The sequence below is a fragment of the Paenibacillus sp. P32E genome (assembly GCF_001909085.1).
Lineage (GTDB): Bacteria > Bacillota > Bacilli > Paenibacillales > Paenibacillaceae > Paenibacillus_AQ > Paenibacillus_AQ helianthi.
Map to the genome: position 1 here is coordinate 147,653 of NZ_LVYY01000057.1, position 20,405 is coordinate 168,057.

Annotated in this window: 20 protein-coding genes; 19 read left to right on the forward strand and 1 reads right to left on the reverse strand. The window is 48.6% G+C overall.

Annotated elements, in window-relative coordinates; all coding sequences use genetic code 11:
* Positions 1-25 precede the first annotated feature (25 nt).
* The 7 genes from A3848_RS26915 to A3848_RS26945 all read left to right on the forward strand — a co-directional run bounded on the left by A3848_RS26915 (position 26) and on the right by A3848_RS26945 (position 6,663).
* A complete protein-coding gene (locus A3848_RS26915; protein WP_074088057.1) occupies positions 26-637 on the forward strand; it encodes a ribonuclease HII in 612 nt (203 codons plus the stop codon).
* A gap of 153 nt (positions 638-790) precedes the next feature.
* Entirely contained in the window at positions 791-3,007 is a 2,217-nt protein-coding gene (locus A3848_RS26920; RefSeq protein WP_074088059.1) for a hypothetical protein, read from the forward strand.
* Positions 3,004-3,306 carry an EscU/YscU/HrcU family type III secretion system export apparatus switch protein gene (locus tag A3848_RS26925; protein ID WP_074088061.1) on the forward strand — a complete coding sequence of 101 codons (303 nt, stop codon included), beginning with the start codon at positions 3,004-3,006 and terminating at the stop codon, positions 3,304-3,306. The genes A3848_RS26920 and A3848_RS26925 overlap by 4 nt, the downstream gene beginning before the upstream one ends.
* The gene (locus A3848_RS26930) at positions 3,303-3,689 is read left to right on the forward strand and encodes a YraN family protein (RefSeq protein WP_074088063.1); all 387 of its coding nucleotides are present in this window, start codon (positions 3,303-3,305) and stop codon (positions 3,687-3,689) included. The genes A3848_RS26925 and A3848_RS26930 overlap by 4 nt, the downstream gene beginning before the upstream one ends.
* A 132-nt stretch (positions 3,690-3,821) precedes the next feature.
* Positions 3,822-4,238, forward strand: a complete 417-nt coding sequence (locus tag A3848_RS26935; protein WP_083606844.1) for a hypothetical protein — start codon at positions 3,822-3,824, stop codon at positions 4,236-4,238.
* A 45-nt stretch (positions 4,239-4,283) separates the two neighbouring features.
* The gene (locus tag A3848_RS26940; RefSeq protein WP_074088067.1) at positions 4,284-4,793 is read left to right on the forward strand and encodes a metallophosphoesterase; all 510 of its coding nucleotides are present in this window, start codon (positions 4,284-4,286) and stop codon (positions 4,791-4,793) included.
* 199 nt (positions 4,794-4,992) lie between these two features.
* Positions 4,993-6,663 (forward strand): YifB family Mg chelatase-like AAA ATPase, encoded by a 1,671-nt coding sequence (locus A3848_RS26945; RefSeq protein WP_074088069.1) that lies wholly within the window; start codon positions 4,993-4,995, stop codon positions 6,661-6,663.
* A 98-nt stretch (positions 6,664-6,761) separates the two neighbouring features.
* On the opposite strand, the gene A3848_RS26950 is transcribed toward A3848_RS26945, so the two are convergent.
* The gene (locus A3848_RS26950) at positions 6,762-7,190 is read right to left on the reverse strand and encodes an organic hydroperoxide resistance protein (protein WP_074088071.1); all 429 of its coding nucleotides are present in this window, start codon (positions 7,188-7,190) and stop codon (positions 6,762-6,764) included.
* A 147-nt stretch (positions 7,191-7,337) separates the two neighbouring features.
* Here A3848_RS26950 and A3848_RS26955 point away from each other — a divergent pair, with 147 nt between their 5' ends.
* The 12 genes from A3848_RS26955 to fliF all read left to right on the forward strand — a co-directional run bounded on the left by A3848_RS26955 (position 7,338) and on the right by fliF (position 20,403).
* Positions 7,338-7,802, forward strand: a complete 465-nt coding sequence (locus A3848_RS26955) for a MarR family winged helix-turn-helix transcriptional regulator (RefSeq protein WP_074088073.1) — start codon at positions 7,338-7,340, stop codon at positions 7,800-7,802.
* Positions 7,803-8,153: 351 nt separating this feature from the next.
* Positions 8,154-9,311 carry an ADP-forming succinate--CoA ligase subunit beta gene (gene sucC / locus A3848_RS26960; protein ID WP_074088075.1) on the forward strand — a complete coding sequence of 386 codons (1,158 nt, stop codon included), beginning with the start codon at positions 8,154-8,156 and terminating at the stop codon, positions 9,309-9,311.
* 30 nt (positions 9,312-9,341) lie between these two features.
* Positions 9,342-10,271 (forward strand): succinate--CoA ligase subunit alpha, encoded by a 930-nt coding sequence (gene sucD / locus A3848_RS26965; protein WP_074088077.1) that lies wholly within the window; start codon positions 9,342-9,344, stop codon positions 10,269-10,271.
* Between the two features lie 203 nt (positions 10,272-10,474).
* On the forward strand, positions 10,475-11,593 hold the full coding sequence (gene dprA, locus A3848_RS26970) for a DNA-processing protein DprA (protein ID WP_074088079.1): 1,119 nt from the start codon (positions 10,475-10,477) through the stop codon (positions 11,591-11,593).
* Positions 11,594-11,625: 32 nt separating this feature from the next.
* Positions 11,626-13,722 carry a type I DNA topoisomerase gene (topA, locus tag A3848_RS26975; RefSeq protein ID WP_074088080.1) on the forward strand — a complete coding sequence of 699 codons (2,097 nt, stop codon included), beginning with the start codon at positions 11,626-11,628 and terminating at the stop codon, positions 13,720-13,722.
* Positions 13,723-13,745: 23 nt separating this feature from the next.
* Positions 13,746-15,104 carry an FADH(2)-oxidizing methylenetetrahydrofolate--tRNA-(uracil(54)-C(5))-methyltransferase TrmFO gene (trmFO, locus tag A3848_RS26980; protein ID WP_074088082.1) on the forward strand — a complete coding sequence of 453 codons (1,359 nt, stop codon included), beginning with the start codon at positions 13,746-13,748 and terminating at the stop codon, positions 15,102-15,104.
* A gap of 115 nt (positions 15,105-15,219) precedes the next feature.
* Entirely contained in the window at positions 15,220-15,762 is a 543-nt protein-coding gene (gene hslV / locus A3848_RS26985) for an ATP-dependent protease subunit HslV (RefSeq protein WP_074088084.1), read from the forward strand.
* A 32-nt stretch (positions 15,763-15,794) separates the two neighbouring features.
* Positions 15,795-17,195: an ATP-dependent protease ATPase subunit HslU gene (gene hslU, locus A3848_RS26990; protein WP_074088086.1), complete on the forward strand. Its 1,401-nt coding sequence runs from the start codon at positions 15,795-15,797 to the stop codon at positions 17,193-17,195.
* 378 nt (positions 17,196-17,573) lie between these two features.
* On the forward strand, positions 17,574-17,981 hold the full coding sequence (flgB, locus tag A3848_RS26995) for a flagellar basal body rod protein FlgB (RefSeq protein WP_074088087.1): 408 nt from the start codon (positions 17,574-17,576) through the stop codon (positions 17,979-17,981).
* A gap of 6 nt (positions 17,982-17,987) precedes the next feature.
* Positions 17,988-18,437: a flagellar basal body rod protein FlgC gene (flgC, locus tag A3848_RS27000; RefSeq protein WP_074088089.1), complete on the forward strand. Its 450-nt coding sequence runs from the start codon at positions 17,988-17,990 to the stop codon at positions 18,435-18,437.
* Between the two features lie 33 nt (positions 18,438-18,470).
* A complete protein-coding gene (fliE, locus tag A3848_RS27005) occupies positions 18,471-18,779 on the forward strand; it encodes a flagellar hook-basal body complex protein FliE (RefSeq protein ID WP_074088091.1) in 309 nt (102 codons plus the stop codon).
* A gap of 34 nt (positions 18,780-18,813) precedes the next feature.
* Positions 18,814-20,403 carry a flagellar basal-body MS-ring/collar protein FliF gene (gene fliF, locus A3848_RS27010; RefSeq protein WP_074088092.1) on the forward strand — a complete coding sequence of 530 codons (1,590 nt, stop codon included), beginning with the start codon at positions 18,814-18,816 and terminating at the stop codon, positions 20,401-20,403.
* Positions 20,404-20,405 lie beyond the last annotated feature (2 nt).

The window sequence follows — 20,405 nt, forward strand, 5'->3', positions numbered from 1 at the left end:
TGGAGGAACAGTGAGTTCAATAGATATGTTAAGCTACGAAAAGGGATGCTGGGAGCAGGATTACCGGAGAATAGCAGGCGTTGATGAGGTAGGAAGAGGCTGTCTGTTCGGCGATGTGGTAGCGGCTGCGGTGATTTTACCGGAAGGCCTCATTATAGAGGGTGTTGATGATTCTAAGAAGCTAACAGCGAAAAAGCGGGAGAACCTGTTCGAGCAGATTATGGAGCAGGCGTTGGCGGTAGGTGTAGGTCATGTCGACTCAATGGTCATAGATGAGATCAATATCAAGCAGGCTTCCAGGCTGGCGATGAAAAAGGCGGTAGAAGGTCTGGGTAGTACTCCTGACTATATGCTGATCGATGCAGAAAAGGTAGATCTTCCCTTGCCACAGCGTTCGATTATCAAAGGGGATGCCAATAGCCAGTCTATTGCCGCTGCTTCTATAGTGGCCAAGGTAACACGTGACCGGCTGTGCGAAGGCCTGTGGGAAGAGTTATATCCGGACTACGGTATTAAAATACATAAAGGTTATGCGACTAAACTGCATAGAGAACAGATCCTGGCTCTGGGACCGACTCCCATGCACCGCCGCAGTTTTCTGGGGAGAATTCTATCGGATGAACTGACATTGTTTTAAGATGAAAGAGACGGATAGATACAACGCTTCCTATTATATAAGTTGTTATGATAACTGCACTGAAGAGGAGCTTAGATCAAGGGGCTATCTTATAAAAAGCTTAAAAATACCGATATAAATGAAAAGATATATACGAAAGGAGGGGAGATAGGCATGAACATCGGATCTTTGATTCGCGGATTACTTGGAGACAATAAACCGGGTGAGCCCAAGGCGGTAGAGCTAAAGGAAGGGCAGGTGGTCCGCGGTGTGGTGCTCAGTGTGTCGGATTCCGGCAAAGAGGCAGTAGTACAGATTCAAGGTACTCCTGTCCGTGCGGAGCTGGAGACACCGCTGCAGCCTGGACAAACGTTGAATTTGCAGGTTGCTCCTCCGGGAGAAGGCGGCTTGCCCGTATTAAAACCGGTCTCCTCCGGTGAGGCAGCATTGGCTTCGCCGCAAAGTATGGGGGAAGCACTTGAATCGCTGGGACTTACAGATTCCAAGGCAGGAAAGGAAATCATTCAGGCTATGGTATCTGGCGGCGTCGCTCTGACCAAGGAAACAGCAGCGAAGCTGGATGCAGTAATGAATACTAAACCGCCAAATATTCCAGTGTCAGAGTGGCTGGAGGCGGCAGTCATTTCGGTAAAACGTGGACTTCCTGTCACGGCGGAAAGTGTGAAAGGTCTACAGCAAGCGGTGTTCGGGCCTAAGCTGCATCAGCTTGTAGCTCAGCTTGAAACGGCGATCGGCCAATGGGCTCAGCAGGAAAACGATGCTGCGGGTGGAAATACTGCTTCACCGAATACCTCCACTCCGCCTGCCTCGGCTGTTATTCCAGGAGCAGCGACTCCTCCTGCAGCAGGAACACCTGTGAACGGAGGCGCTGCGACTTCTTTGGCAGCAGAAATCCCCGGAAACGGAAATTCGGCGGCTCCTGTTAATACTGCAGCAAATCAAGTTGCTGCAGTTAAAGTAAGTGGGACGGATGTAGCAGCGGTGCTAGCGGCTGCATCCGATTCAGCATTGGCTATTGAAGGGGCTGACGTTCCCGGAACGCCTTCTGGTGGCATTGTGAAAACCATGCAGCCTGCCGGGAACGAAGCTGCAGCAGTGGCGGTCAATACATCTGCTGATGCTGCGGAACCATCGGCTGCGGCCTTTGCTGGCCAAACAGGGACCGCTCCTGCTTCGCTGGATGGAGAAGTGGGTGCTGCTGATGCAGGCCCTGCACTAAAGACAGACAACACTCCAAAGGCTGGTAATGTCCAGCCTGCCGCAGCGGGATCTGGAGCCGCAGCGGGTAATCCTTCTGCAGAGCAGGCAGAAGGGACTGATGTTCGTTCCGGTACGCAGCCGGAACGAACGGCATTGCCAGCAGCAGAGAACTCTGCTGGCAAAGGTACCGCCCTGCTCGCGAAGCTGCAGGGCGTGCTCACCGAGCTGCGCGGCACACTGCCGCAGCTTGCTTCTGCCCCGCCCGCTGACGCGGCGGGACAAGTCCCTGCCCCAGCGGCCGCACAGCCGCCGCAGGGCACTACAGCCCCGCCAGCAGCGGCGGGGCAAGAGCCAGCCCCCGCGCCTGCAGGGCAGCGCGGGGAAGGACCGTCTGCGGCTGCGGCGCAGCAGACGGTTACCGCAGCCGCCCGCGACATGGAGTCGTGGGTGGGGCGGGTGCTGAAGCTGCTCGGTGCGGAGCACGAGCAGCAGGCCGTCCGCGGCGGCGGGCATGCCGCCGCTGAGGTGCGGGCCGCGGCAGGGCCGGCAGCCGCGGCAGGGCGTGAGGCAGCGCTGCCTCAGGCGGCGCTGGCGAGTGCTGCTATCGGCGATGATACGGCTGCCGATACGCTGAAAGGCGTGCTGCTGCAGGTGCTGGGCAGCAGCGAAGTGCCGCCCGCGGTCAAGGAAGCCGCGGGCCAGCTGGTGCAGCAATTGACAGGGCAGCAACTGCTCCTGAATACGGATCGGACGGCTCCGTTTGCACAAGTAACGATGTTCCTGCCGCTACACGGTCCGGACGGGCAGGAAACAGCTTCTGTCCATATCCAGTCGAGACGGGGCCGTAAGGGCGAACTCGATGCATCGAACTGCCGCCTGTGGTTTGACCTGGATATGAAGCAGCTGGGACAGACACTGGTAGATGTGCAGGTGGTGGACAGAATCGTAAGTCTGAAGCTGCATAACGATACACCATGGGTATTAGAGCTGCTTGAAGAACGTAAGGATGAAATTGGAGCAGCAGTGGAATCGATCGGCTATCAGCTGTCCAGCTTGAGGACAGAACCCCTCCCGCAGCCTAGTGCGGCATCTGCAGCCACTGCGGGCGGCGCGGGCAGACTGGCAGACTATGTGCCTGATTCCTACAAAGGAGTGGATTACCGCATATGAGTGAGTCCGCCGATGAAATTTCTCAAAACCTGAAAAAAGCGGTTGCTCTTAAATATTCGCCCGGTCAAAGTGAAGCGCCGGTCGTAGTCGCCAAAGGACAAGGTGCGGTAGCAGATAAGATTCTGCAGATGGCGAAGGATAGCGGGGTTGCTGTCCAAGAGGATGCTGCCCTGGTAGAAGTCCTCTCCAAGCTTGACCTGGACCAGCAGATTCCTCCACAGCTCTACCAGCTGGTAGCGGAAATTCTTAGCTTTGTTTACCAGAGTGACCGCTCTGCGGGAGAACGGAGGCAGATGTGAGTGAGGTTTCGTCTGAAGAACCCTATACCCGCAAGCAAAAAGGTGCTGATGGCGAGAAAGCCGCTCAACAATACCTAACTGCCCAAGGTTACCGGATCATAGAATGTAACTGGCGCTGCCGCAGCGGGGAACTGGATATAATTGCTGAATACGGTGAAGTGCTTGTTTTTATTGAAGTGCGGAGTCGCAGTGGAAGTCCTCTTCAGGGTACCCCGGAAGAATCTGTGGATGAGCGGAAGATTCGTCAGGTGCGTGCGACCGCCCAGGTATACATGCATATGAAGAATGCATATGAACGCCGGGTCTCTTTTGACGTCATCACGGTGATGCTGAATGAGGGTAGGAGTATTGCATCGCTGCATCATATACGGGAGGCTTTTTGAAAGTTTTTATACATTTTGTTGACTTTTCAAACATACAGTCTTGACATACCCTCCGTACTATGGGTCATTTCTCCAAGGAAATGGGTAAACATTATTGTAACTTTTAATGCCACCATGAGGAGGGCTGTCCGAGTGAGCAATCAACCGTTGGATATACAGGTGAATTTTACTTGCCAATATTGTAACACCAAAATTGCAGTAGAGCTTGGCGGAGAGCCTGTGTCCGTTATTTGCTGCAGCAAGTGTAACAAGACCTTTACCGTTATGCGGCCAGCCATAGCGGAGGAGATTTTGATTGATTGGGAAAATGAAGCATTATTCCAAAAAATCCGGGCCGAAAAAACCCAGAGCAGCAATAGCAGCCTTTTGTCGCTAGTCATCCGGGTGATTGAACTGCTGACCTGGCGCGACAAAGGAAACGGGCAGGTAGAAGCCATCAAAGAGATGCGGCACTGGCTTATAGAGCATGAGGAAGTGCCTCCGCTAGCGGAGTTGATTAAGCTGGATACGAACAGTCAGCGTTCTTCCAAACGGAACTGGAACGATTGAAGTGTTCGTAGAAGCTATTTCTGAGTACAGAAGAAGGGGATAGGGATGTCAAATATTTTTTTTACCTCAGATCAACATTTTGGGCATAAACTGATTATTGATTTTGAGTCCCGTCCCTTTGGCAGTGTGGAAGAAATGGACCGGGTGATGATCGAGAAGTGGAATTCTGTGGTCGGTACAGAAGATACAGTCTTTCACTTGGGGGATTTTTCTTTCTTGAACCTGGAAAAAACACGGGAGATTGTATCTGCTCTCAATGGCTATAAAATCCTGATTCTAGGCAATCATGACCGCAGCCGAGGCCGGAACTGGTGGCTTGAAGCCGGATTTAATGAAGTCAGTGAGTATCCTGTAATATATAAAGATTTCTTTTTTCTTTCACACGAACCCATGTATATGAATAAGCATATGCCTTACGTAAATGTGCACGGCCACATTCATAGCCAGAAGTATGAGGGGAAGAATTATTTCAACATTTGCGTAGAACACTGGGACTATACCCCTTTATCTTTTGCCCAAATCAGAGATTATGTTGTGGTGAATGAGGAAGGATAACGAAATTTTTGTATTTCGAAGCTTGCATACTTATGTAATTTGGGGCAATATCCCTTTTCATATCGGTAACCCTTGATTAAGCCCATGGAATATAAGTATACTAAGGATAAAAGAATAACCGGAAATTGAGGAAGCACCCTTTTTCTTGAATTTAGTCCGCCCGTCATGGGCGTATTTCAAGAGAAGAGGTGTTTTTGTTATGTATGGGAAAATGCACAGTGCGTGCCTGTATGGGATAGAGGGTGTCATGATTGGTGTGGAAATTGATCTGGCCAATGGTCTGCCGCAGACGAGCATCATTGGGTTGCCTGATTCGGCGATCCGGGAAGCTGTAGAGAGAGTACGTGCCGCCGTCAAAAATTGTGGTTACCGTTATCCGCAGCAGCGGGTCACCATAAATTTGGCTCCAGCTGACCTCCGTAAGGAAGGATCTGCATTCGATCTTGCCATTGCTCTTGGTATTTTGACTACAAGCGGGCAATTGGATATGCCTGAAGCGGAACAACTGTTATTAATTGGTGAGCTGGCGCTGGACGGAAGTTTGCGGCCCGTTACCGGAGTGCTGTCTATGGTAGAAGCAGCTCGCCGCAACGGCATGAAGGGTGTACTCGTTCCGAAAGGAAATGCCGCCGAAGCGTCATTAATCAGCGGAATGACCGTATATGCAGCGGAGCATTTACGACAGCTGACGCCACCGGATGCAGATAGGGAGCTATTAACTGTTCGCCCCTTATCTACTTTTTCTTCGCAACTGGGTGAGCTTCCTTTTCCAGTTACGGTTAGTACAAGCCAGATTGAAAAAGACTGCCCACCAGTTAAAGTGCTATCTCTAAATCATCTTAGATTCATTCCTGAATATGCGCACACTGATTCAGGAAGCTCCGAAGTGAATATGATGGCGGAGGACTATAGTGATGTTCTCGGGCAGAATCATGTGAAGCGCGCCTTGATGATAGCTGCTGCCGGGATGCACAATATTGTTCTGATGGGACCGCCGGGAACGGGAAAGACCATGCTGATCAAACGGCTTCCAGGCATACTTCCGGAACTTGATAATAATGAGTCGCTGGAGGTGACCAAAATCTTCAGTTCCGCAGGCAAATTGAAGGAAGCGAACAGCGGATTATTGCGCAGCCGCCCGTTTCGTTCCCCCCATCATACGATCTCAGCTGCAGGACTGATCGGTGGCGGGGGGATTCCCAAGCCGGGAGAGGTGAGCCTGGCACATCGAGGTGTTCTCTTTTTGGACGAGCTGCCCGAGTTCTCCCGCAATGTGCTTGAAGTACTCCGTCAGCCCCTTGAGGATGGAGTGGTAACGATCAGCCGCGCCCGGGCTGCATTTACATTTCCGGCACAATTTTTACTCGCATGTTCAATGAATCCTTGCAGCTGTGGATATTTAGGGAGCATAGGGACGACGAAGCGATGCACCTGCAGTCCGGCAAAGATCGCCCAATACCGCGGCAAAATTTCCGGACCGCTGCTGGACCGGATTGATATGCAGGTGGATGTTCCCCGTCCGAGAGACTGGGAGGAGCAGGGGGCCTCGATATCTTCGTCGGAGATGCGCACCGAGGTTCTTAAGGTACAAGCTATTCAAAAGGAACGTTACAGAGGTCTGCCGATCTCATGGAACAGCGAGCTTTCAGGGACTGCTCTGCGCCGTTATGCAAGGCTTCAAAAAGACGGGAGACAATTACTGAATGATATTCTGGAAAGTCTCGGCTTAAGTATGCGGGCGCATGACCGGATCATTAAGCTGGCCCGTACTATTGCTGATCTTGAAGGTGCAGCAGATATCGGTTCATCCCATCTTGCCGAAGCTGTCCAATACCGTAATTTGGATAGGCAAGTTGTAGTAGATGAGTGATTCTGTAAGTTTACAGAGCCTCACAGTTTACCTATACAAACAAGCCGTCCGGGAGACCGGACGGCCTGTGCTATGTTAACGAGATGTGCAATTAGTGCTTACAGCACATTCAACTCGACGGCAATGTTACCGCGGGTTGCGCGGGAGTAAGGGCACGCTCCATGAGCAGCTTCTACCAATTGTGCTGCGGTCTCTTTATCGACGCCTTTAACCAGGACATCCATCTTAACGGCGATACCGAACCCGCCATCCTCAACTTTTCCGAAACTGACGGTAGCCGTGACTTCACTGCCTTCGATTTTTACTTTTCCCATACGGGCTACCATGTTCAGTGCGCTGTCGAAGCAAGCGGAATAGCCAGCTGCGAACAGCTGCTCCGGATTGGTGCCTTCGCCGCCGGCACCGCCCATTTCACGTGGAGTGCTGATGTTGAGATTCAGTTTTGGGCTTTCGGATTCTATATATCCATTTCTTCCGCCTACTGCTTTTACTGTGGTTTCGTACATTTTCTGTTGGATAGTCATCATTATTAATCTCTCCCGTTCATTTGCTAATGTATTGTACACAATTTAATTTAACACAATAAAAATAATAGTCAATATATTTTTTGCTATTAACATGATATTAATTAGAAATTGTGATAAAATAATGTCACAAAGGCAGGTGAAGAAGATATGCAAGAGACAACTACAACCCCCGAGCTGCTGCTTGAGAATCAATTGTGTTTTACCATTTATGCCTGTTCACGTGAATTCACAAAGCTATACCAGCCACATCTGGACAAGATTGGACTAACGTATTCCCAATACCTTGTAATGCTTGTACTGTGGGAACGACACCAGTGTACAGTTAAAGAGCTGGGAGAAGCGCTTTTTTTGGATTCAGGCACATTAACGCCGCTGCTGAAGAGGTTGCAGGCTGCCGGTCTGATTCTTCGCGAACGATCACTTCAGGATGAACGGAAGGTACTGATCTCCTTAACCGAACAGGGTAAGGCTCTACGGGGTGAAGCAGCATGCATCCCCGGAAAAATGGCGGAAGGTACGATGTTATCGGCAGATGAATTTGTGGGTCTGCTGGGGCAATTCAAGGACCTGCTTGCCCGTGTACACGAAGCCAATACCAATGCCGTAAAATAGCTTGTTTATGTAAAGTCAATGCAATCGTTCGCATTCCGGCATGAAATCGAGCGAAAATGTATGTATAAATCATGAAAGTTTTTAAGGAAAGCGTTTTTAAAACATGTTACAATATTCTGGGTTTCATATTATGGCGCTGGGCGGAAATCGGTTCAAAACGATATTTTCGTCCCGGATGTCATAGACAGAAACCTGTGCCGATTTCAAATGATTCCGGCACGGGTATTCTGTATGTACCGGGATATTACTATATTTTACCGGTCTGGACCCGGCTTTGGACAATCAAAACGGAAAGCGGAATGGCAGCAGGCTGCCTGCTTCGCCACCGCAATACTTTAGGAGGCTTCCGGTATGAATATCCACGAGTATCAGGGAAAAGAAGTACTTAAGAAGTACGGCGTGGCCGTACCGAACGGAAAAGTAGCTTATACAGTGGAGGAAGCGGTAGAAGCCGCAGCGTCGCTGAGTACCCCGGTTGTAGTGGTCAAAGCGCAGATTCATGCTGGCGGACGCGGCAAAGCCGGAGGCGTAAAGGTCGCCAAAACAAGCGAAGAGGTTCGTGCATATGCGGAAGAGATTCTCGGAAAGACGCTGATTACCCATCAGACCGGGCCGGAAGGTAAGGTAGTAAAACGGCTGCTGATTGAGGAAGGCTGTCAGATTGTAAAAGAATACTATATTGGACTTGTTGTTGACCGTGGCTCCGGCCGTGTGGTGATGATGGCATCGGAGGAAGGCGGAACTGAGATTGAAGAGGTTGCGGCTACGCATCCTGAAAAGATTTTCAAGGAGATTATTGATCCGGCGGTAGGATTGCAGACGTTTCAAGCCCGGAAATTAGCGTACAGTATTGCGATCCCAACAGAACTGGTTAATAAAGCTGTCAAGTTCATGCAAGCGCTCTATTTGGCTTTTGTGGATAAGGATTGCTCCATTGCTGAGATTAATCCTCTCGTGGTTACGGGGGATGGAAACGTTATGGCACTTGATGCGAAGCTGAATTTCGATTCCAATGCCTTGTTCCGGCATAAGGATATTCTGGAGCTGCGTGACCTGGACGAAGAGGATGCGAAGGAGATTGAAGCTTCCAAATTCGATCTGAGCTACATCGCCCTGGACGGCAACATTGGATGCATGGTGAACGGTGCCGGACTGGCCATGGCCACGATGGATATTATCAAATACTATGGCGGTGAGCCGGCTAACTTCCTGGATGTAGGGGGCGGTGCCACCACCGAAAAGGTTACTGAGGCATTCAAAATTATTTTGTCCGATGACAAAGTAAATGGAATATTCGTCAATATTTTCGGCGGAATCATGCGTTGTGATGTTATCGCCAGCGGAGTAGTTGAAGCTGCAAGACAGCTTGGACTGACCAAGCCGCTTGTTGTCCGTCTTGAAGGCACCAATGTTGCACTGGGCAAGCAGATTCTTGCCGGGTCTGGGCTGAATATCGTAGCTGCGGATTCCATGGCGGATGGAGCCCGTAAGATTGTAGCTCTTGTGTAAAGACAATTCTAAGTAGGGATGTGACTATAGATGAGCATTCTTGTAGATAAAAATACGAAGGTCATCACGCAAGGGATCACAGGCTCGACCGGCTTGTTCCATACCAAGGGAGCCCTGGATTACGGTACCCAGATGGTAGGCGGGGTTACCCCGGGCAAAGGTGGGACCACTGTCAATATTACTTTGGACAATGGCAGTGAGGTCAGTCTGCCAGTATTCGATACGGTTGTAGCTGCCAAGACAGCTACGGGTGCAACGGCAAGTGTAATTTATGTGCCGCCGGCTTTTGCTGCGGACTCAATCATGGAGGCAGTGGATGCCGGGCTTGAGCTGGTCATCTGTATTACTGAAGGAATCCCAGTGCTGGATATGGTAAAAGTTTCACGCTATATGGAAGGACGCCCTACCGTACTGATCGGCCCTAACTGTCCGGGTGTCATTACACCAGGGGAGTGTAAAATAGGCATCATGCCGGGATATATTCATATGCCTGGTTACGTGGGAGTTGTGTCCCGCAGTGGAACGCTTACCTATGAAGCGGTACACCAGTTGACTGAGCGCGGAATCGGACAGTCTTCAGCAGTCGGTATTGGTGGTGACCCTGTAAAAGGTTCGGAGTTCATCGATATTTTGAAGCTGTTTAATGAGGATCCTGGAACCAAGGCTGTTATTATGATCGGAGAGATCGGTGGTACAGCGGAAGAGGAAGCGGCGGAGTGGATCAAAGAGCATATGACCAAGCCAGTTGTCGGCTTCATTGGAGGTGTAACCGCGCCTCCGGGTAAACGGATGGGGCACGCCGGAGCTATTATTTCTGGTGGGAAGGGGACGGCCAGCGAAAAGATTGCTGTACTGGAATCCTGCGGTATTAAAGTTGCGCCAACTCCAGCCGAAATGGGCTCTACCCTTGTGAGCGTTCTGGAAGAACGCGGCATTCTGAACGCTTTTACGACTCACTGATATTTCACAATACATTTGCGTCCAGATTAGGTATAATCAGCTTATAAGGTAAGCAACCTTTTGTTCTCTTTCATGGGGATAAAAGGTTGCTTTTTTGGCGTTCAGCCTTTTTTTACAAGGAGAATTCCTGCTATACCTTACCTCAGGTGGGATGGCTTATTTTATTTAGAAGGCTTGCCTTCATCTAAAGGAGAGAAGTACATATGGAAAGACGCGGACTGTTGATCGGATTGAATGAAGTAGAGGGTGTTGGCTGGAAAACCATCGACAGAATTCTCCAAGCGGGACTTTTGACGGAAAATGCATTTTTGTGTAGCTATGAGGATTGGGTAAAAGCGGGGATCCCTGCGAAAATTGCTCAGAAGCTCGCTGCTGATTTTAATGAAGAATGGATTTGTACCCGCTGCAATTTAATGAAGGAAAGCGGTGTAGAGGCGGCTACTCTGTTGGATGAAGATTATCCGGAGCGACTTAAAGAAACGCCGCAGCCCCCTTGGGTGTTGTATTACAGAGGCAATCTGAAGCTCGCTTCCTGTCCTTCAATCGCAATGGTTGGAACCCGTGTGCCAACGGCCTATGGGCGTAAGGTTGGTGAAATGCTGGCTTCAGAGCTAAGTGCGGCAGGCTTCACAGTGGTAAGTGGACTTGCCCGGGGCATTGACAGTGTCTGTCATGAAGCTGCGCTGGGGAGCAAAGGCGGTACCGTTGCTGTGGTTGCTACAGGACTCGACAGGATATATCCTCCGGAGAATAGGGAGCTGGAGCGGCAGATTTCGCGTGAAGGCCTAGTACTCAGTGAGTATCCGCTGGGAACCAAAAGCCATCCCGGACTTTTCCCTCAGCGGAATCGAATTATTGCGGGACTTACACTGGGAACGCTGGTTGTCGAAGCGGATGCCCGGAGTGGCTCACTGATTACCGCTGACGCCGCCCTTGAAGCCGGGAGAGATGTATTTGCCGTACCGGGACCGATTACTTCACCCAAAAGCCGGGGAGCACTAGACTTAATTAAGCAAGGGGCAAAACTCGTAACCGGAGCCTCTGATATTATTGAAGAATACCTGTCGCACGTGCCTTCAAAGTCTATAGGAGATACAGAAAAGGCCGTTTTGCAGCCGGTAGGGGAAGACAGGCTCAGGGAAAAGAAATTGACAAGTGAGGAGTCTCACCTATACCATATACTGCATCAAGGCCCTTTTACACTGGATGAGCTGCTGCTCAGAACGGGATGGGATTTTGGACATTTGCATTCAGTTCTGTTATCTTTAATCATAAAAAAAGCGGTATCACAATTACCAGGGGCAATTTATAAGGTAATTTAATATAGAAGGAACACTTTTAGGAGGAACAACCTATGGCGGAAGCATTGGTTATTGTCGAATCGCCGGCAAAAGCGAAGACAATTGGCAAATATTTAGGAAGTAAATATATCGTAAAGGCTTCTATGGGACATATCAGGGATTTGCCGAAGAGTCAGATTGGTGTAGAAGTGGAAAATGACTTCAATCCCAAGTATATTACGATCCGCGGTAAGGGTTCGATTTTAAAGGAACTTAAGGACGCCAGCAAAAAAGTGAAAAAAGTCTATCTGGCGGCTGACCCGGACCGCGAAGGTGAAGCCATTGCCTGGCATCTGGCGCATGCGCTGGATCTGGACAACACACAGGAATGCCGGGTCGTTTTTAATGAGATTACGAAGCAGGCTGTAAAAGATGCCTTCAAGACACCGCGCAAGATTAATATGGATCTGGTTAATGCTCAACAGGCACGGCGTATTCTGGATCGTCTGGTCGGCTACAAGATTAGCCCGCTATTATGGAAGAAAGTCAAAAAGGGTTTGTCCGCCGGCCGTGTGCAATCTGTTGCCGTCAAAATCATTATGGACCGCGAGAATGAAATTTCGGCATTTGTACCTACGGAATATTGGAGTATTACCGCGAAGCTGGGCATTCGGGATTCACTCTTCGAAGCCAAGTTCCACAAACTGAATGGTGAAAAGAAAGAACTTGGTCAGGAAAGCGATGTTCAGGAAGTCCTGAAAGCAATCAAAGATGCTGCCTTCAAGGTAAGTGAAGTAAAAGAGAAAGAAAGACAACGGCATCCTTCCGCACCTTTCACAACGAGCTCCCTGCAGCAGGAAGCAGCACGAAAGCTGGGCTTCCGCGCAGCCAAAACCATGTCTGTGGCTCAGCAGCTGTATGAGGGTGTTGAGCTCGGCAAAGAAGGAACGGTCGGTTTGATCACTTATATGCGTACCGACTCCACTCGTCTATCCGTAACCGCGCAGGATGAAGCCAAGGAATTGATCCTATCCAAATACGGTGAGAAATTCGTCCCTGAGACACCTCGTCAGTATTCCAAAAAAGCCGCCGGATCACAGGATGCACATGAAGCTATCCGCCCTACCTCCGCACTTCGTGAGCCTGAGATGGTTAAAGAATACATGAGCCGTGACCAATTCCGGCTGTATAAGCTGATATGGGAGCGGTTTGTTTCCAGTCAGATGTCTTCTGCAGTTCTGGATACGCTCTCGGTAGATATTACCGCAGGTGCTGCCGTGTTCCGGGCCGTCGGTTCCAAAGTGTCTTTTGCGGGTTTTATGAAGGTATATGTCGAAGGCAATGATGACGGAACTACGGATGAAGAAAAGTATTTACCTCCGCTCAAAGCGGGCGATGACCTGGTTAAACATGAGATTGAGCCGAAGCAGCATTTCACACAGCCGCCTCCGCGATACACAGAGGCACGTCTGGTCAAAACGTTGGAAGAGCTGGGAATAGGGCGTCCAAGTACTTATGCCCCTACACTGGAAACGATCCAAAAGCGTGGTTATGTGGCGATTGAAGAGAAGAAGTTCATGCCGACAGAACTTGGAGAATTAATCATCGAGCAGATGGAACAGTTTTTCCCTGAGATTCTGGATGTAGAATTCACGGCGCATATGGAAGGCGATCTTGACCATGTTGAAGAAGGCGCGGAGGATTGGGTAAAAGTATTATCTGAATTCTACACTTCCTTTGAGAAGCGGCTGGTGTTTGCTGAGGAAGAAATGAAGGAAATTGAAATTGAAGATGAAGTGTCGGATGAGCTGTGTGAGAAATGCGGCAAACCGATGGTATATAAGCTTGGTCGGTTCGGTAAGTTTCTGGCTTGCTCCGGATTCCCGGATTGCCGGAACACCAAGCCGATTGTCAAGGATATTGGGGTAAGTTGTCCGAAGTGTCATGAAGGTAAAGTCGTAGAGCGCCGTAGTAAAAAAGGCCGTGTCTTCTATGGCTGCGATCAATACCCTGGCTGTGATTTTGTATCGTGGGACAGACCATCCATTAAACCATGCCCTGTCTGCGGCTCCTGGATGATTGAGAAGCGTAATAAGCAGGGGACAAAGCTCCAGTGCACTTCTTGCGATCATACCGAGGCTGTACTTGAAGGCGAAGAACTGGCAGAATAAATGCTCTACAGGAGGAAAGGAAATTGACAGAATTAGCTAAGGTTACAGTAATAGGGGCCGGCCTCGCAGGGAGCGAAGCGGCCTGGCAGATAGCTTCCCGGGGGGTTCCGGTTAGATTATATGAGATGAGACCTGTTGTGAAGACTCCTGCGCATCATACCGATCAATTTGCAGAACTGGTATGCAGCAACTCGTTGCGTGCCAATGGACTGGGTAATGCGGTTGGGGTGCTTAAGGAAGAAATGCGGCGTCTGGATTCACTGGTGCTGGGTGCAGCCGACCGTCACGCAGTTCCTGCTGGCGGAGCACTTGCTGTTGACCGTGATGGATTCTCCGGTGAAATTACTGCCAAACTGCACAATCATCCCCTAGTAGAAGTCATAAATGAAGAACTTACGCATATACCGGAGGAAGGGATCGTTGTGGTTGCGACCGGCCCGTTGACTTCTCCGGCATTATCCGCCGAGATCAAAGGCCTGTTAGGTGAAGAGTACTTTTACTTCTATGATGCCGCCGCTCCGATCGTGGAAAAGGATACCATCGACATGAGCAAGGTATATCTGGCCTCCCGTTATGATAAAGGTGAGGCGGCTTATCTGAACTGTCCGATGACGGAAGAGGAATTTGACCGTTTTTATGATGCGCTAATTTCTGCAGAGACTGCAGCAATCAAAGATTTTGAGAAAGAGATTTATTTTGAAGGCTGTATGCCGATTGAAATCATGATGAAGCGCGGCAAACAGACTGCCTTGTTCGGACCCATGAAACCGGTGGGGCTCTTGAATCCTCATACAGGTAAACTTCCTTACGCGGTTGTACAGTTACGTCAGGATAACGCTGCCGGAACGCTTTATAATCTGGTTGGCTTCCAGACACATCTGAAGTGGGGCGAGCAGAAACGGGTATTCTCACTGATTCCGGGCCTGGAGAATGCCGAGTATGTCCGCTATGGAGTAATGCACCGTAATACATTTATTAATTCTCCGAAGCTCTTGCATCCTACCTATCAAATGAAGGGCCGGGAAAGACTTTTTTTTGCTGGTCAAATGACGGGGGTTGAAGGTTACGTAGAGTCCGCTGCATCGGGGCTGATTGCTGGCGTGAATGCAGCGAGGGCAGCGCTTGGGGATGAAGGCCTCATCTTCCCTCAGGAGACCGTGCTGGGCAGTATGCCTGCTTACATCACGTCTGCCGATCCGGAACATTTTCAGCCGATGAATGCCAATTTTGGTCTATTGCCCAAGCTTGCGCAAAGAATCCGCAGCAAAAAAGAAAAAAATGAGTTTCTTGCTCATCGTGCCCTGGATAGTCTCGCCGCGTACGCCGCTCATACGGGCCTTCCGCACAATGAACTGGAGAATGCGGATCAGACTTCTCAATAAAAGAAGATATGCAGCAAAACTCATAAAGCTTAGGGTTATGCTTTCGAAGCAAGTTTTGTACGTAGATGATCCCTGGCAGTAACGCTCACAAAACTTTTAGGAGGTTGCTTAAATTATGTTACCTAGCTTTCATGCAACTACAATTTGTGCGGTGAGACATAATGGCCATGCGGCAATAGCCGGAGATGGCCAGGTTACATTTGGCGAGAGTGTTATTATGAAAACAACGGCCAGAAAGGTACGTCGTTTATATAGGGGGCAGGTTATCGCCGGCTTTGCGGGATCCGTGGCGGATGCGATTACGTTGTTCGAGAAGTTCGAGGGTAAGCTGGAGGAGCATCATGGAAACTTACAGCGTGCGGCAGTAGAACTGGCCAAGGATTGGCGCCAGGACCGCATTTTGCGGAAGCTGGAAGCGCTGATGATTGTGATGGATAAAGAAGGTATGCTGCTGATTTCCGGAAATGGAGAAATTATTGAGCCGGATGATGATGTGCTTGCCATCGGTTCAGGAGGTAATTTCGCGCTCGCTTCAGGACGTGCTTTGAAACGGCATGCTTCCAATCTAAGCGCTGCAGAAATAGCCAAAGAAGCACTGACGATTGCATCCGAGATATGTGTGTATACCAATTCAAATATTATTGTCGAAGAACTGTAGGCACGGTGCCACAGAAAAGGGAGGAAGTCACAATGGTGAATCAATCGCTTACACCCCGGCAAATCGTAGCAGAACTAGATAAGTATATTGTAGGCCAGAAGCAGGCTAAGAAATCAGTGGCTGTTGCGCTCCGCAACCGTTATCGCCGCTCGCTGCTGTCTGAAGACCTGCGGGATGAGGTTGTCCCGAAGAATATTCTGATGATCGGACCTACTGGTGTCGGCAAGACTGAGATTGCACGGCGTCTGGCCAAGCTGGTCAATGCCCCGTTTATCAAAGTGGAGGCCACTAAGTTTACAGAGGTTGGTTACGTGGGTCGTGACGTAGAGTCAATGGTCCGTGATTTGGTGGAAACCTCTATTCGTATGGTGAAACTGGAGCGGACCGAGAAAGTAAAGGACCGCGCTGAAGAAATGGCCAATGACCGGATTGTGTCTATTCTGGTGCCTGGGGGATCCAAGAATAAATCACAACGGAATCCGTTTGAGATGATTTTTGGCGGTAACAACAGCGGAAGCGATGATACCAAAGAAGAAGCGGAGGATGGCAGTCTTAGTGAGCGCCGCCGTGGAGTCAAGTTCAAATTGCTTGCAGGACAGCTGGAGGACGACATCATCGAGGTGGATGTTGAGGATACGGCACCTAATATGCTTGACATGTTCGCTGGACAAGGTAATGATCAGATGGGTATGAACATGCAGGAAATGTTCGGCAGTCTTTTACCTAAGCGGACCAAGAAGCGCAAACTTCCGATCAGAGAAGCACGGAAAGTCCTGATCCAGGATGAAGCCGCAAAGCTGATCGATATGGATGATGTCATTCAGGAATCGGTATCACGCGCCGAACAGTCAGGGATTATATTTATCGACGAGATCGACAAAGTAGCCAGTCAAGGCAAAGGCTCGGGACCTGATGTATCCAGAGAAGGGGTACAGCGTGATATCTTGCCTATCGTTGAAGGTTCTACAGTAATGACCAAGTATGGTCCAGTTAAGACTGACTATGTATTGTTTATGGCTGCTGGAGCTTTTCATGTTGCCAAACCTTCTGACCTCATACCTGAGTTGCAGGGCCGGTTTCCAATCCGTGTGGAACTGAGCAGTCTGACACTTGAGGATTTTGTCTCTATTCTGACTGAACCGGAGAACGCTCTAACGAAACAATATGTCAATCTGCTGAGAACGGAAAATATCGAAGTTCAGTTTCAGCAAGAAGCGATTTATGAGATCGCTAGGATTGCAGCCTCAGTAAACCAGAATATGGAGAATATAGGTGCGCGTAGACTGCATACTATTTTAGAGAAACTGCTGGAAGACCTATCTTTTGAAGCTCCTGAGCTTACTTTGGATACAATGGTCATTACTCCAGAGTACGTTCGTGAAAAATTGGTAGGAATCGCACAGGATCGCGACTTAAGCCAATATATCCTGTAGTACATTGAGACTTGGGACAATTCAAATTTAGGTATTTGGAATTAGCTATATACAAAATGCCCCCTTAATCGGGGGTATTTATGTAATTATATGTTAAAAATAGTCATATCATGGCATTGAAAAGTAAAAAAATAGAAAAAACATGCTATAAGCCCTCTCTTTTCAGAAAAGATAGGGCTTATTTCTTATTGTAATAATATACAAATTCTAAGAGAATCAATGTATATGAGATTGACATTATTTTTGTCCATCGACAACTTTCGACCTATATTCGGCAAGTGTGGAAGAATTTTAGCTTTTTTTGTCGAATCAAGCAGGAATTCGTAAGGCGTTTGTGGAATTCTTTTCATCACAAAGGTTTTGGAAGGGGGATTTCCATTGGGTTTATTGAACAGTGTCAGTTTTCAAAGATTGCAGGGAGGCCTAGATGCCGCCACCAAACGACAAAGTGTTCTGGCTAATAATGTAGCCAACGTTGACACTCCTAATTTTAAACGCTCTGATGTCAATTTTGAGAGCTTTTTACAGCAACAGGAGAGTGGACTTCAGTCAACACTTAATGCGAAGGTGACAGATTCCCGGCACTTCCAATTCGGAACAAGTACTATAGTACCAGCAGCAGTAGTCAGTACAGATGAAACTACATCAATGAACAATAACGACAATAATGTGGATATGGATCGTGAGCAGGCGCTAAGCGCTGAGAATCAGCTCAGATACAATGCATATGTAGAGCAGTTGAACAGCCAGATTACAATGATGCGTACAGTGGTTGAAGGGAGATAATGAGAAATGAACTTTGGTAGCAGCTTTGGGATCAGCGCTTCAGCATTAACCGCCCAGCGCTTAAGAATGGATGTGATTTCCTCTAACATTGCAAATGCAGAGACAACAAGAGCCTCTGTGGTTGATGGAAAAGCCGTTCCTTACCGGCGAAAGATGGTTGTACTTGAAACAGCCCAGAATGACAGCTTCTCCAATATCCTGCATTCGAAAATGAATAGTGGTGGAAGCCAAGGGGTTAAGGTACAGTCCATCATTGAAGATTCATCACCACTGAAGCCGGTGTACAATCCGAGTCATCCGGATGCGGATGCCGATGGGTATGTGTACATGCCAAACGTGGATATCACCAAAGAAATGGTGGATATGCTGTCTACGACTCGATCCTATGAAGCTAACCTCACGATGCTGAATGCATCCAAATCCATGGTAAGCAAAGCGCTCGAAATCGGGCGGTAAAATAAAATATAAAACACACCAGGAGGGAAACAGTTGATACAAAATTTAAGTATCGGGGCGCAGGCAATCAAGCCGTTAGCTATGAAAACCCCAGCTGCTGAGTCAACAACCGTTGAAGGTTCAGGCCAGAGCTTTAGTTCTTATTTGCAGAATGCTTTGGATCAGGTAGCGGGTCAAGAACAGCAGGCAAAAGATATGAATAACAAATTCGTCCTGGGTGAAGTCAATGTTGATGAAGCAATGATTTCTTCCCAACAGGCATTGCTGAGTTTGCAGTTGACTACACAAGTCCGGAACAAAGTGATTGAAGCCTATCAGGAAATTATGAGAACTCAAATCTAAATAATCCTAGCTTAGTTTCGGATGGGGTGACACTGTGAATGAAAGATTTGCCCAGTACAGGGAAAAAATTACCCAGTATTGGAACAGATTCAGCGGTAAACAGAAAATATTATTTTTTTCCACACTGTTTATCATCATAATCATAATCGTAGTTTTATCGATGCAATTATCGAAGACGGAATACGAAGTGGCTTTTCAAGATTTAGATAGTACCGATTCAGCCGGAGTAATGAGTTACCTGGACACAGCTGGAGTTTCTTATCGCCTGAGTCCTGACGGTAAAAGCATCTCCGTCCCTAGTACAGATGCCGCCCGGGTCAAAGTGGACATTGGTTCCCAGGGGATTGTACAGGGGGGTTCAATCGGATACAAGGTTTTTGATGAATCATCGTCTATGATTGGTACAACGGACAGTGAATTTAATGTGAAGTACAACAATGCTTTGAATGGTGAAGTAGAGCAGCTAATGAGAAGAATGCAGGGCATTAAAGATGCCAAGGTTCTGATCAATCTGCCCAAGGAAACTGTTTTTGCCTCACAGGAGGATCAAGAGAAGGCTTCTGCTTCCGTGGTGCTTAGTTTTGACCCTGGATTTCGACCATCCCAGGAAAATATCGATGGTTACTTCAACCTTGTGAAGACTGCTGTGCCAAACCTGCCGATTGACAACATCACGATTGCCAATAATGAAGTTGAATTAATGCCAACGGCCAAAGGCGGGCAAGCGGGAGTTTCTAGTCAGGTTGAAGAAAATTTCACTCTCAAAAAGAAATTTGAAGAGGAAGTTAAAAAGAATGTAAAGCAGTTCCTGAGTACACTCACGGGTCCGGATAAAGTTGATGTTCTAGTCTTCTCCCAATTGAATTTTGATAAGGAGAACAGACAGGAGAAACTGGTAACGCCGGTAGATACGGAGAATATGAAAGGGATTGAGATCAGCTCGCAGATTATCAGCAATTCCTATTCAGGTAAAGGAAACACTACCGGAGGGGTTGCAGGTACAGGCTCTCAAGATGTCGCGGGTTATCCAGCGGATACAGGTTCAGGAAATTCTTCTTCTGAGGAGTCTTCGGAGACGAGAAACTTTGAAGTGAACCATATCACTAAGGATATTATTGCAAGTCCATATTCTGTTAAAGATTTAACCATAAATGTTGCGGTTGAACCACCTGCAGGACAAACAACTTTGGATGCTACTACTTCGGCAGCCATTCAGAACATTTTGGTGAATATCGTTCGGGCATCTCTTGCTGATTCTGGTGTCACTTATACAGACGCAGACTTAGCTAAAAAAGTTTCGGTATATTCCCAACAATTCGGAAGTACGGATGCTAATGCAGCTGCAGGCGGACTTGCAACATGGATGATTTGGGCTATTGCCGCCGCTGCTTTACTGGTTGGTGCAGGAGGCGGGTTCCTTATCTACCGCAGCCGTAAGAAGAAGGCAGAAGAAGAAGTGGAAGAAGATATTCCGCTTCAGATTCCTACCGAATTCCCATCGATTAATATGGAGAGCGTGACGAACGAAAGCCAGGTTCGTAAGCAACTGGAAAGTCTGGCGAAGAAGAAACCGGATGAATTCGTAAATCTGCTGCGTACATGGCTAGCAGACGAACAGAGGTGAAA